The organism is Candidatus Leptovillus gracilis (assembly GCA_016716065.1).
Taxonomy (GTDB): Bacteria; Chloroflexota; Anaerolineae; order Promineifilales; family Promineifilaceae; genus Leptovillus; species Leptovillus gracilis.
The window spans coordinates 453,442-466,914 of sequence record JADJXA010000001.1; the positions used below are offsets into that span (position 1 = coordinate 453,442).

Below are 13,473 nucleotides of genomic sequence, written 5' to 3' on the forward strand. Positions count from 1 at the left end.
GGTCAGCGCACGCGGCGCTGCCAGTATTCTTTGGGCACGAGTTCGTCCAAATTCTCGTTGTGCAAGAAATCCATCAGCAGCCGGTTAAAGACCGCTTTTTCTTGCAGCATGGGGAAGTGATGGCAGGTATCCAGGCCAACGTAGTAGCGGTTGTTGATGGAGCGGCGCAAATGAGTCAACTCGCCGGTGGGCGGCCTGACAATGGTATCCTGGTCGCCATAGACCATGAGCAGGGGGCGCGTACAACCTACCAGGTCGGTGGCCAGGTTCATATCGGCTACCTGGCGGGCTAATTTATTAACGGCCGTCTGGTCTATCTTACGCACCTCAGCATCCACTTCCTGATAGCTGTTGGCCTTGCCCAGATTCTTCAAAATCGTACCCGGATCAGAATCCAACAGCCGGGCTTCCATAGAAGCGCCTTCAATCGGCAGGGCCACCATCACCAATTTTTCCACGTTCTCAGGGTACTTATTGGTATATTGCAGCGCAGCCACGGCTCCCAGCGAATGTCCAACCAACGTCACCGGCTTCATGATGCCCAATTGATTCACAAACTGATCGATCATCTCCACGTAAGACGCCAGCGAGTAGCTGGCCTGGTCCTTGCTGGAATCGCCATAGCCCCACAAGTCAAACGCAAAAGAGCGATGACGCGAAGACAACGCCTGCATCGAAGGCCACCAATAGCGCCACGAACCGAGCCAGCCATGAATAAACAGGATCGGCTCGCCGCGGCCCAGCACTTCGTAATGAATCAGGTGGCTGCCTACAGTTGTGATGCTCATACGTCAGTTCAAATGACCGCTTCAGCTTTCCGGCGTTTCACACACAACGGAGAGCCGGTAATCAGGGCGCGCTGGTCCAAATTACCGCGATACGCTCTAATGCTTTAAAACCTTATGAATAGCGCCGATCAGTTCGTCGGGGGCAAACGGTTTCAGGATATACTGCTGCGCGCCCACATCCAGGCCGGTCTGAATTTCCGTTTCCTGTCCTTTGGCTGACAAGAAAATAACCGGAATATCACGGGTGATGTCAATTTCTTTCAAGCGCCGGCAGGCTTCGTACCCGGTCATACGGGGCATCCGCACATCCATCAGAATGAGATCGAATCTATCATTTTGTGCCGCTTCCACAGCCAACGCGCCATTTTCGACGCTTTTCACGTCGAAACCGTTAAACTGCAAAGTCAGGACTATCAGTTCGCGAATGTCTTGATCGTCTTCGGCAACCAAAATTTTGGCCATACTGTTCTCTCTTTAAGTTGGATCGCTGTCTTCGGCCACGATGGGCAAGTTAAATGTAAATATGCTGCCTTCACCCAGGCGGCTTTCAACTTTCAGATCGCCGCCGTGCATTTCGATCAGGCTGCGGACAATGGAAAGGCCCAACCCGGTTCCAGGCACGGCCTGTACCTGCTCATCGTCAGCGCGAAAGAAGCGGTCGAATATCTTGGCTTGATTGTCTCTGGAGATGCCAATGCCGCTGTCTTGCACGCTGATGTACACGTATTCGCCGTTTCTGGTGACATCAAGCTGAATTTTGCCGTATTCAGGGTGTAATTGAAGGCGTTGTCAATGAGATTGGTCAGGATTTGGGTCACTCTGGCGTGGTCGGCATTGACCAGCGGCAGCGACGGTTCAATAGTGGTGGAGACTTCCAGCCGTTTTTGCTCGTGTTGGATACGGCCGCGCAAATGACCTTCGACAACCTGGTCTATGACTTGGGGGATGTCTAACGGCCGTAAATCCAGCGTCGTCTTGCCCGTTTCAATGCGCGAGATATTCAGCAAATCATTCACCAGCATGTGCAGGCGGTCAGCATTGTTCTTGATCACCTTCAGATAACGCTGCTGCGGCGGCGTCATCGGGCCGGCCGCCCCCATCAGCATCAGGTCCGCATACCCTTTAATCGAAGTCATCGGCGTGCGCAATTCATGCGAAACAGTCGAGACAAACTCGCTTTTCAGCTTATCCACTTCCACTTCTTTGGTAATGTCGCGGAAAATCGAAACAGTTCCAAAAAACTGTTTACCGGCCATTACTGGCGAAAGATGCACGCTGACCACCTTTTCTTCAATGGTCAACTCATCGGCCAAAAAGGTCAATTCCTCAACCGCCTCTGAATTTTGCGCCCATTTCTCAATAATATGCACCCAGGAATCGCCCGAATGCCCATAGAGACCCAGCAGTTCATTGATGGATTTGCCAATCAACTGCTGGCGTGGAATATCCAGAATTACGCTGGCCGGCCGATTACCCAGAATAATGCGGCTGTAACTATCGGCCACCAACACACCATCGGCGATGCTTTCCAGAATGGCCTGACTTTTCGCCGTTTCAATCTGTTCCGCGTGCAGCAGGCGGCCCAGCCGCTCCGCCTGATCGCGGATGAGCAAATAAAGGTTGGCGTTATTAATGGCATTGGCGACTTGAATGGCCGCCACCTCCACCAGGTCCAACTGCTGCATGGTAAACGCGCCCGTCTCCGAGTGGAACAACATCATCACCCCTATCACTTCATCGTTTGAAATGAGGGGCACACCCAAAACCGCGCGATGTTCACGGCTTTCAGGGCGGCTTACCCACCGGGGGTCTATGCTGGTATCATCCACAATGACGGCCGAGCGATTCTCAATGATCCACCCGGCCAGACCTTCGTGCTGCATCATGCCGGTGTTGACGCCGCGCAGCGGGAGAGGCCGTTCCAACCCCATGGCCGCGCGAAAGACAAATTGGCTGCTCTCCGGATCAATCAGCAAAATGACGCCCTGGGTGGCGTTCACCACTTCGTTGACCAGGTGGAGCGCCTGGTTGAGTACGTGGTCCTGATCCAGGCTGGCCGAGAGTTCGGAGGTGATGCGCAGCAAAATTTTGACCCGGTTGCTTTCCTCGTGCAGCGCGCGCGTGCGTTCGGCGACGCGCAGGTCTAGCTCTTCGTTGAGCAGGCGTAATTCTTCAAATAGCTTGGCGTTTTGTAGGGCGATAGCCGCCTGAACGCCAAACGTGGACGCGCGGGTGACATGCTTATGGCCAAAACGGTTGGGGTTGTGGGCATCCACCAGAACCAAAACGCCAATAATGTTCCCTTCTTGTTCCAGGGGCACGCCGAGGGCCGACTGGGCCGCTTCGCTGTGCGGCAGACGCAGGGAGATGGTGGGCGTCTCGGCCAGGTTGTTGGCAAAGCTGGCCTGGCCGTGGCGGGCTATGGCCGCGACAAAGGATTGCTCGTCGGTGGCCGCTATGGTTGTGCCGATAAATCCTTCTTCACCGTATCCCCGGCCGGCGCTGCCGACGAATTGGTCGCCGGCCACTTGCCAAATGTAAGCGCCATCTACCTCAAAGATGCGCAGGCTTTCGTCGCAGATGAGGCTGAGCAGGGTTGCCTGTTCCAGGGTGAAGTTGATCGCCATGCTGACGTTGCCCAGGGCATTGTAGAATTGTTCCCGCTCGTAGGTGTCTTGGAAGATAAAGGCGGTTTCTAACGCGGTGCTGGCCCGGCTGGCCAGGGCTTCTAGCAGGCGGATTTCTGTTTCATTGAGGCGGGCGGCAGCGCCCTGACGGATTAGTTGAATGAGGCCGACTGTTTCATCGGACACAATGAGGGGGAAGTAGGCTTCGGCCAGGGGAAGGTTGGGGTTGAGCCAGGGAACGGGAACGGCCGTTGCTGGGGGTTGGGCGGTGTGCCAGTATGCCGCCGACCTTTGATTGTGGATGACCTGGAGGATGGGGTTGGCCGGGTCAAGGATTTGGCTTGCGCCAACGGCCGTTACCGGGGCTTCTGGCAGCGCGGCATACACATCCAACAGGGTCAGGCGATGTTCTTCGGGCTGCCAACGATAGGCGGCGTAACCGTGCGCCTGAACCGCCTGGCACATGTGTTGGCTGATGAGGGCAATAATCTCTTCCGTTTCCAGCGTCACGGCGAGAACGTGATTGGCTTCGGCCAATATCTCGAAGGCTGGTGTGGGCGACTCATGGAGAATGATTTGGATGAGGGTGGGGTTGGTCGTCTGGTAAAGATGAGAATGGAAACGAAGGCTACGGCCGTCTGGCAGCCGCACTTCCTCTTGCCCGGCCGTCTGGCGCAGCAAGTGGTGGTCGGCGTCGGGGAATAATTGGCGTAAATGCCGCGGCAAGGTGGCATTGTGCTCCAGCCCACACAAATTCCTGGCTGCACGATTCATATAATGAACAGCGCCATCAGCCTCGACGATAATAACCCCTTCACTCAGAGGGTCGAGCACACGAAAGTCGAGAGCCGAAATGAATTCCTTTTCCATTGTTTACTCAATACCCCAATAAGGTACTGCATATGGGACAAGGTGATTGGTGCAAATCACTGAAGCTTTGCTTGTTTGGCCTGATCCAATCGCCGAAGTTCAGCGGCCGTTTCCGTAATTTCACGAATATCGGCAAAGCGCTGCGTTTGGGATGAAACGACGCCCAGTGAAAGGGTCATAAACGGGGCAAATGAACCGCTGGCAGTTTGCATCGCGCCCTGTTCGCGGTCCAAGAAGTCATAATGGGACAAAATTTCCTCGTTAAAACGCTGCCGCAATTTATCCACCATCGCCGGTACATTCTCGCTCATGGAGATCAATACAAAGGTGTCGCCGCCAGGGTGTCCAATAAAATCATCCAGCGTGCCAAATTGGTCATCAATTTCATTCAGCAAAAAAGCGCCAAATCGCAGCACTTCATCGCCGGCCACAAAGCCATACTTATCGTTAAATGGACCAAGATTGTCTATGCCAACCTGAATGTACGTCCAAGTATTGGCGCGCATCAGCGTGCGCAGTTGGTCTTCAATGAGGCGGCTGCTGGGCAAGCCAGTGATGGGATTGGTCATATTCAGCCGTTGATGAGTGCGGATCGCCGTGCCAACCCGCAGTTTGAGTTCTTCGATGTCGAATGGCTTGGTAATGTAATCATCCGCGCCCAATTCTAATCCTCGAATTCGGTCGCTGCGCTCATCTTTTTGGGTCAGGAAAATGATGGGGATGTGGCTGGTGCGCGTCGTTGTGCGCAGGGCCAGGCAAACGTCATAACCGTCCATATCGGGCAGCATAATATCGAGGACGATTAAGTCGGGCAGCTTTTTGCGGCATTTGTCCAGCGCGTCGTTGCCTCTGGCGGCAATGTCCACGTGATAGCCCTCGTTGGCAAAGAAAATGCGCAACATATTGGAAATATCGTAATCATCTTCGACTATAAGAATTCGACCATTGCTCATGAGCTTTTCCTTGGCAATTATAGAATGACCGGGTCAATCACAGGTTGATCACCCATTGATCTATTGTTTTGTGATGACATTTTTCAGTAATCATTCAAACTTGACCGGTTTTTGCCGGTCCAACTTAGAACTTTGAGAATCAAAAAGTCGGTCAGGTTTCCAGCGAAACTGAACGTTTGTGAGTTTTAATCTGGGCAATGTCGGCATCGGTGATGGCTTTTTCAAAGCTGCGGAACCCACCCAGTTTAAAACCATGCTTCAGAGCGATTTTATCAATTGTCTGGACTTGTGACAATTGGATGTCTTTTCCCAGCGTAAAAGACTCGTAACGCTGCTCCAGGGCCAGGGCCATGGTTTCGGCCATGCAGGCGTAGGCCATTTTGGGCGGAAAGCCAAAGTTGAAATTAAATTCTACCGCTCCTGGTACTTCGACCATCCCCCCTTCAATAACCAGTACATCGGGCCTCTGCGCGGCTACCTGCCGTGATACGTCGCGGGGACGGGCCACGTCGCAGACGACAGCGCCCGGGCGCAAATGCGGCGCGATGATGGCATCCACGGCACTGGTGACGGTGATGATGAGGTGGGCCTGGGTCAGATCGTTGATGTGATCGCTGGTGGTGACGTGGCTGCCGCCGGCCTCCCGGACAAGTTGGGCGACCTGGTCCAGCCTGTCTTGCCGGCGGCCGATGAGGATGGTCTGGTTGACTTGCGGCGCTAGGAGCTGCCCGCAGACTGCGCCAATGGCCCCGGTGGCCCCAACGATGGCGACGGTGGCGCTGGGGAGAGGGATGTCCATGATTGCGGCTGCTTGTTGAATGGCTTGCACGGCCGTTGCAATGGTCAAACTATCGCCGGTGGTCACGGGGATGTTGAGTTGGTTGGCCACTGTCAGGCCGCCATCACCGACGACAGAGGTGAACGCGCCCAACCCCAGGATGCGCGCACCCAATTTTTCAGCCAGACGGCCGGTCTGGATGATTTTTTTGTAGACAACGCGGGGCGGTAGGCTCATCATGCGGGCTGGTGTAAGGGGACAGGCCACGAACCAGCCATGCAGGGTACGGCCGTTGGCCTCCGAGCGAATGTTTTGAATTTCAGAGATATAAACTGGTGGGAAAAACAGGGACAGAAAATCAATCAACCAGACAGGCAGTTTGCCTAAAGCCGGATACTTTCGGCTGACGTCGCGCTGTGGGTCAATGGGATGAATGATAAATGCGAAAGAATCTTCCATAAATGGCAGTTTATCCAAGAGGTGTCCATATCTTCAATGGTATATCTGTCCCTGAGCAGGTGCTAGGGCCATCCGGCGTATTCTGCGTTTGGCGTCGTCGGCTGCCCATAACAGGAAAAGTCGTCGGATGACGCTCTCCATTCATTACGTTCCATCTGGGCGGGGGTATAGGCGGGGATAGGGATATTTACTCTCAAAAGAATAATGGTCGCTGTCCTCATAGCGCACGTTTTTGGTGATGAATTTACGCTCTTCCGAAGCCAGCAGCACCACGTCGGACTCAATGGTGCGCGCGGCGTAGATCACCAGACCCGAACTGAGGCGGCAGTGATGCCCCACACACCCACCCAAGACCAGCATATTGGTTTGTTCAAGACGGCCGTTTTTGCTGCTCGTCGTCCGCAAAGGCCCACCTAAAATATTAAAATCGGTGAACGTCGTGCCCGCGCCAATAAACGAATCACGCCCCACCACACATAACTGCAAACAAGTATTCTGCGCCACCATCGTATTTTCCATCATCGTCGTCATAAACAACGAAGTACGGAAAGGGAGAAAACAGCCATCACTAATCACGCTCAGCATCAACTGGCAGCCCTGAGACACAGTAACGTTACTGCCAAGGGTGCAGTTATCAATCACCGCGCCGGCGCCGATATTCACATTATCCCCGATCACCGTTGGCCCATGAATCACTGCGGAAGAATCAATGCTCACGTTCTTGCCAATTTTAACCATCTCCGAATTAGACAAAACGTGTTTCTGTTCCAGCAGCGAACGATACAAAATTTTCAGTTTTAGTTTCCAATTGGTGTCTATCTGGTTTTCAAAAAAGGCCCCACGCGCAAACACGCCAAACAAAATATCGGCAATAAAAACATGCACCCAGTTTTCAATCAATACAAACGCCTTGCGTGGCAGTTGGTACACCAGATCGCCAAATTCCGTCGCCATGTAAGGCGGAACGTGGTAATAACCACGTTCCAGCGGTTCCGTATCAATCACCAGCGGCTGCGCCTCAACGCTTTGCGACAGACCTTTGGGTAAATACCACATATCGGCCAACAGCAGTTTGTCTTGCTGAAAAAAAGAGTGGGTCAGCGGTTTCACGTGAGTCACAATGGCTGGATCATCGGCGGCAAACGCTAAACGCACCGGGCGACGGCCGTCCCGCGCCCGAGCCACAAACTCACTGATTAACTCCTTGTTAAAAAACAAATTATCGCGGTGTACCAGGCATTCCACCGCCTCCTCTTCAAAACGATACGCCGTTTGCCAATCCGGGTATTCACGCTCTTCGGACGTATAAGGCGTCAGCAAATCCCGCTGCCACAACCACAGCGGCTTGTTCTGCACGCGCAAATCCCGAGCCGGCTCATTAAACGGCTGAATGTGCGTAGTCTCCGTCAGAATAATTCGGCGCATAACTCAAAACCCGTTCCGGTTACAGATTCCCAATGCCATAACCCACCCTCAAACAATCGGTTTCTTGGAAATGAGAATCGTACACGTCTCATCCCCGCTGGCTATGCAAGAAATCTCTTCCACCCGAAACCGTCGCCCTTTGCTCACCCAATCCAGCGATTGCTCCAAAAGGCCCACCGCCAGATGGCAGCACGGCTGCGGTGATGAACGCTGCCAGCAAATAGGGCAGCGCTCAATAATCCACAAATACCCACGATGGTCTTCACCCAGCCGGACCCGCTGATCGCTAAATTTGTTAAACGTTTGCGCAAAAATGTCCAGCCCGATCTTAATTTTAATGCCTAACGGCAAAGTGCGAATCGCCAGGTCGCTGATTCCCAATACAGGCACAAATTCCTTAAGCGCCAACCGCCACGTTTCACGGCCGGCGCGCATCGCCAGACCGCGGCCGCCACGCTCGCCATACATATCGTCCAACGTCTGCTGAATGGCGCTAAACTCGGCAAAGGTGAACCCTAATTCCAGATTGTTGGGCGGATAGTTGTTAACCAGATGATGGAGATGGGCCAGGTTCAAGACAGCATTAACGCCATGCCGTCCCATAATCTCTTCCATCGCCGTCAACACAATTCGCCCCATTTTGTTAGAGTAATAAAATGTATCTATTTCCTGGAGCGGTTCGCGGATTATTAATTCATTCACTGGATGTGTCTAATGCCTGTGGAGATTTTTCAATGTGTCCGTTTTTTAGGAAATCGTGGATTGTGTGGAAAAACAAATCCGGTTCATCAATCATCGGGAAATGCCGAGAATACTGCATCATCATTACTTGCGCATGCGGTGTATTCTGAAAGAGCAAGTCGGCGTTGGACGGCGAGACAATATTGTCTTTGACTCCATAGATCCCCAACGCAGGCAGGCTTAATGTCGGCAAAGCACTGCGCAGGTCTGTATCTCTTAAATCGCCAATGCTGCGAAAAAAGGATTCAATCGTCGTGCGCTGCACGTCCCGCGAGATCATTTGGCGCACCTCTTTGGAATCATTTGCCAGCAAGATGCGCATAAAAGAATGCAGCACAATCGGATAACGCCAAATGAGTTTGGCGATTACCCCATAACCAGCCAGCCGCAAAAAGGGGTTCAACGAATTGCCAATCACTGGTGAACCAACGACGGCGACTTTATCCACGCGATCTGGGTGTTCCAAAGCCATTTGCAAAGCGACTGTGCCGCCCATAGAATGCCCAAATACCGGGGCTTGCTGAATCCCCAGGGTATCCATGAATTGATTAACCATGTCCACGTAGCTGGAAACGCGAAAAGTAGAGGATGCCGTGCGCTCCCCTTTGGCTGAATCGCCAAACCCCCAGAAATCTAGTGCGTATACCCGATATTTTTTGGTTTGCGCCAGGGCGATCATCGAATCGCGCCAGACATCCCAGGAATTGATCCAGCCATGCAAGAGGATAATCGGCTGCCCACGGCCGATGGATTCGTAGTGAAGAAGCCCCTGCTCTGTGACGATGGAACTCACGTTAGCCTCAATGCCGCCCGGGTTTAGACTGTATCGGCGATTAGACGGCTATTGACGACTTTGTCTTAAAGGCGTTAGCCGCCTTTTCGCGCGAATTTATATGGTAGCTGCAAGCGAATACAGGCGGATCATACTTGTAGTGATGGTAGCACCTGCCTTGAATAAAGCGTGTGAAAAGCAAGTTAAGGAGGTGTAAATGAGCCGTTAAACAAAGTCAGGCGGTTTCGGCTTTATCCAGCTCCTCTAATATGGAATAAAGCAGTTCCAGCAGCACATTTTTGACGCTTTCTTTGTCGTTGGCGACGCAAGGTAGTATTTTTACCTCAGGCCGCAGGCGCAAAATGATGCGCAAATCTTCTGGCTCCCAGGCATCTTCCATGTCTTGTTTGTTGGCGGCGACGACGTAAGGGGTGGCGGCGTAGCTCTCGAAGGTTTCTAAAACCCGTTTGGCTTCACGGAAGGTTTCCGGTTTGGTGCTGTCTACCATGACAACAAAGCCGAGCATACCTTGGGATAGAATGTCCCACATAAAGTCAAAGCGCCGTTGTCCCGGTGTGCCAAAAAGGTATAAAACCAGGTCATCGCCAACGGTGATCCGGCCAAAGTCCATGGCGACGGTGGTGGATTCTTTGATTTGCTCGGCGCTGCTGCTGATTTTGCGTTCTGTAGATACGACGTCAATTTCGCTGATAGAACCGATGAATTGTGTTTTGCCCGCCGAGAACGGACCCGTGATGACCATTTTTACTGCTTGCATAAGGACGATGACCTCTTACAGGTGAGTGGGGGAAATGAGTGATGAACTTGATACCTATACAATGACACGGCCGTATGAACCTTCAGATTGTCAACGGCCGTTTTACAAACCACGAATTCGGTCTATCAGACGGACAACAACGGAACGCTTGGCCGCCGGTGACTGCTGCTCGATCTCTTTGCGGGCTTCCTGTCTGGTAGTTGGTTGTCTTTCAGATGCCGGCGGCGGCGTCACTTCCGGCCGCGCCGGACGCACAATTTCGACCAGACCAGCCTGAAGCATCCCATAAACGATACGCCGGATTTCAAAGTCGCTCAGATTGTTCGCCCGCGCAATCTGACGAATGGTATTGCGCGGGTTGACAAACGATACAACCCGCCATTCTTCGACAGTCAGGTTGATATTACGCAAACGCGCATCGGGGCGGTCGGTAAAGCGCAGCGAGATGTCCAGGTCTGGCAGCTCTTCCTGCAAGATCTCCCATTCTTTCAAGCGTCGGCTGCCTTCCATGATCACGCTTTCCAGGTCTATCGGAATGGTGATATGTCCGGGGGAAGGCAGTCTGTTGGCGTCGAAGCGGAACAAACCCTCACCCCAGGTGAAGAGCCGGTACACAGTATCCAAAACACTCTGCCGCACGCTTTGGATGATATCGCTTTGGGTGATGTGGCCGCGCTGGATCAACATGTGTCCAAGCTGCTTATCGCTGGTTCCCTTCGCTTTTAATTGGATCAGGCGAGCTTGTTCCTCAGAAAGTTTTCCGGCGTTGTGCAGAATTTGCGCCAGATGATTTTCAGATTCTTCCCCCATGAAGGCATAAATCAACTTCCCTTCGCGAAAAGACATTTGCGCCGACTCACCGTTGTGGTGAATGGTGAGAGTCCCTGTTTTGCGGGCCAGGTTGATTAGATTAAGTAACTGGGTTGTGGAAAAGTCGCGCAGGTTGCCTTTTAGGGCCATAACAATTGTCCTGCTAATAAGGTATATTTTCAACAATGGCGGCTTTACCGCTAACCATTGTTGGCGTATTCGTGCATTTGGTGAGTTGGTAAAAGACGCAATTACTGCGATTATGACAATTTCACCTGTCGTTGAGCATTATACTAGGGGAAAAATTTCAAGTCAAACTTACTATTGTCATGGTTTGGTATATGCCAGGCGCCGGTTATCCTGGCTTTTGAATTGCTCTTGTTGGGGTATATTTTCGTGTGTACAATACGTTTTGTTTTGGTGTGGCAACGTCTTTCGGGGCGGTGGCGAAATGGCAGACGCAGCGGACTTAAAATCCGCCGGAGTAACCTCCGTGTGGGTTCGACTCCCACCCGCCCTACACTTTAACAGGCCCTTTGGGGCCTTTTTTTATTGATCGGTGTGAAGATGGATGGCGCGATGGGTCTAGCAAGAAGGGTACAGCTATGTTTGGCGCAGGCGCTGACTTCAGGTCTGCCGGGGCGTTTGGTCGTCGGCGTGTCCGGTGGCGCGGATTCGCTGGCTCTGCTGCACAGTCTGGCGTACCATGCGCCTGCCTATGACCTGGTGGTTGCTCATCTAAATCATGGCTGGCGGGACACGGCCGTTTCCGATGCCCAATTCGTCGCCCAAACGGCCGCTGCCTGGGGGCTGCCTTGCGTGGTAGAAACGGCCGACGTCATCGCCCAGGCCAGCGCCGGCGGCCAATCATTGGAAGAGGCCGGCCGTCTGGCCCGCTACCGCTTCTTCGCCAGCGTCGCCCGCGAAACGGGGGCTGCGGCCGTTTTGGTAGCCCACAACGCCGACGACCAGGCGGAGACCGTGCTGCTGAACCTGCTGCGCGGAACCGGCCTCACCGGCTTGGGCGGCATGAAATCGGTCGCCCCCCTGCCGGAAGCGCCGGAATTTTGGCTGCTGCGGCCGCTGCTCACCACCAGCCGCGCCGACATCGAAGCCTACTGCCAGGAACATGGCCTGACGCCCGTGCAAGACAGCACCAACAGCGATATTACCTTCTTGCGCAACCGCATTCGCCACCACCTGCTGCCTGAATTAACCACCTACAACCCACAAATCCAGACCCACTTGCAGCAGTTGGCCCATATCGTGGCTGCCGACGAAGATTACCTGGAGCAGGTTGTGGCCGAACATTGGCCGGCGCTGGCGCCGGCGCAGTCTGGGGCGTGGCTGGCGCTGGACCGGGCGCGCTGGCTGGCGCTGCCGCTGGCTATGCGACGACGCAGTTTACGGCGGGCGGTGGCGACAGTACGGCCGTCTATTACCGACCTCAGCTTTGCCACCATCGAACAGGCCCGGTTGGTCGCCGAAGCAGGAGCGGTGGGAGCGCAAAGTGATTTGCCCGATGGGGTGCGGCTGCGGGTAGATTACGGCCGTCTCCTCATCACCACCCCGGTACAGCGGCAGCCCGGCGACTGGCCGCAGCTCCCCGCCGGGGCCGTTTTGCCTTTGCCGGTTCCCGGCATACTCCCGCTGGCCAACGGCTGGCGGCTGGAAACAACCCTGCTGGACTCGGTTGACGCCGCCTATGTGCAAAACAACGCCGATCCCTGGCTGGCTTTTTTGGCCGCAGACACACCGCCCCTATGGGTGCGTGGACGGCGGCCGGGAGAACGATTTGCGCCATTGGGCATGAACGGCCGTACCACCAGCCTGAAAAAAGTGATGATCAACCGCCACATCGGCGCCGCCTGGCGCAATGATTGGCCGCTGGTTTGCACTGCCCAGCACATCGTCTGGCTGGTCGGCCACCAAATAGACGAACGGGCCAAAATAACACCAGCCAGCCGTGGGGTCTTTCAGATACGCTGCGCCAAAGGTTGACGTTGTTCCTCCGCCTCAGTATACTACCAATCGTTAACAACGCGGGGCGTAGCTCAGCTTGGTAGAGCGCTCGGTTTGGGTCCGAGAGGTCGTCGGTTCGAATCCGGCCGCCCCGACTGGAAAGAGATAGTCAGTGTTCAGTAAATAGTGACTGCTAAAGCGCGGCGGTGGTGTAGTGGTAACACGGCAGCCTTCCAAGCTGCTCTCACGGGTTCGAATCCCGTCCGCCGCTCTTTTTCTACGATTAACGGTTCACCATTCACAATTCATCATTCATCATTCACAATTTAACCTCCGGGCCTATAGCTCAATGGCAGAGCAAGCGGCTCATAACCGCTGGGTTCTAGGTTCGAATCCTAGTAGGCCCATAAACAAAAAGACTTGTATGCCAACACACCATGCAAGTCTTTCTTCATTCCCACTCCAACCTACGACACATGCGCCCACACAAAACAGAACTGCTCCAGGCGC

The 13,473-nt window shown here is 53.9% G+C and carries 11 protein-coding genes and 4 tRNA genes; 5 read left to right on the forward strand and 10 right to left on the reverse strand.

The window, feature by feature from the left end; genetic code table 11:
- Positions 1–2: 2 nt before the first annotated feature.
- The 10 genes from IPM39_01985 to IPM39_02030 form a co-directional block, all read right to left on the reverse strand.
- A complete protein-coding gene (locus tag IPM39_01985; GenBank protein ID MBK8984846.1) occupies positions 3–788 on the reverse strand; it encodes an alpha/beta hydrolase in 786 nt (261 codons plus the stop codon).
- Positions 789–884: 96 nt separating this feature from the next.
- The gene (locus tag IPM39_01990) at positions 885–1,250 is read right to left on the reverse strand and encodes a response regulator (protein MBK8984847.1); all 366 of its coding nucleotides are present in this window, start codon (positions 1,248–1,250) and stop codon (positions 885–887) included.
- Positions 1,251–1,366: 116 nt separating this feature from the next.
- Positions 1,367–4,285: a GAF domain-containing protein gene (locus tag IPM39_01995; protein ID MBK8984848.1), complete on the reverse strand. Its 2,919-nt coding sequence runs from the start codon at positions 4,283–4,285 to the stop codon at positions 1,367–1,369.
- 56 nt (positions 4,286–4,341) lie between these two features.
- Entirely contained in the window at positions 4,342–5,238 is an 897-nt protein-coding gene (locus tag IPM39_02000) for a response regulator (GenBank protein ID MBK8984849.1), read from the reverse strand.
- A gap of 151 nt (positions 5,239–5,389) precedes the next feature.
- Positions 5,390–6,475, reverse strand: coding sequence for a shikimate dehydrogenase (locus tag IPM39_02005; GenBank protein ID MBK8984850.1), 1,086 nt, complete (start codon positions 6,473–6,475; stop codon positions 5,390–5,392).
- A 144-nt stretch (positions 6,476–6,619) separates the two neighbouring features.
- Positions 6,620–7,900, reverse strand: coding sequence for a multidrug transporter (locus IPM39_02010; protein ID MBK8984851.1), 1,281 nt, complete (start codon positions 7,898–7,900; stop codon positions 6,620–6,622).
- Positions 7,901–7,948: 48 nt separating this feature from the next.
- Entirely contained in the window at positions 7,949–8,602 is a 654-nt protein-coding gene (locus IPM39_02015) for a 4-vinyl reductase (protein MBK8984852.1), read from the reverse strand.
- On the reverse strand, positions 8,595–9,434 hold the full coding sequence (locus IPM39_02020) for an alpha/beta hydrolase (GenBank protein ID MBK8984853.1): 840 nt from the start codon (positions 9,432–9,434) through the stop codon (positions 8,595–8,597). The genes IPM39_02015 and IPM39_02020 overlap by 8 nt, the downstream gene beginning before the upstream one ends.
- 214 nt (positions 9,435–9,648) lie before the next feature.
- Positions 9,649–10,191 carry an ATP/GTP-binding protein gene (locus IPM39_02025; protein MBK8984854.1) on the reverse strand — a complete coding sequence of 181 codons (543 nt, stop codon included), beginning with the start codon at positions 10,189–10,191 and terminating at the stop codon, positions 9,649–9,651.
- A gap of 102 nt (positions 10,192–10,293) precedes the next feature.
- Entirely contained in the window at positions 10,294–11,151 is an 858-nt protein-coding gene (locus IPM39_02030) for a DUF4388 domain-containing protein (GenBank protein MBK8984855.1), read from the reverse strand.
- Between the two features lie 287 nt (positions 11,152–11,438).
- Between IPM39_02030 and IPM39_02035 the strand changes: the two genes are divergently transcribed.
- The 5 genes from IPM39_02035 (at position 11,439) to IPM39_02055 (ending at position 13,370) form a co-directional block, all read left to right on the forward strand.
- A tRNA-Leu gene (locus tag IPM39_02035) sits at positions 11,439–11,521 on the forward strand.
- A gap of 59 nt (positions 11,522–11,580) precedes the next feature.
- A complete protein-coding gene (gene tilS / locus IPM39_02040) occupies positions 11,581–13,002 on the forward strand; it encodes a tRNA lysidine(34) synthetase TilS (GenBank protein MBK8984856.1) in 1,422 nt (473 codons plus the stop codon).
- A 42-nt stretch (positions 13,003–13,044) separates the two neighbouring features.
- A tRNA-Pro gene (locus tag IPM39_02045) sits at positions 13,045–13,118 on the forward strand.
- A 45-nt stretch (positions 13,119–13,163) separates the two neighbouring features.
- Positions 13,164–13,234: transfer RNA gene (locus IPM39_02050), tRNA-Gly, on the forward strand.
- Between the two features lie 64 nt (positions 13,235–13,298).
- Positions 13,299–13,370 (forward strand) — tRNA-Ile (locus IPM39_02055).
- The last annotated feature ends 103 nt before the right edge of the window (positions 13,371–13,473 follow it).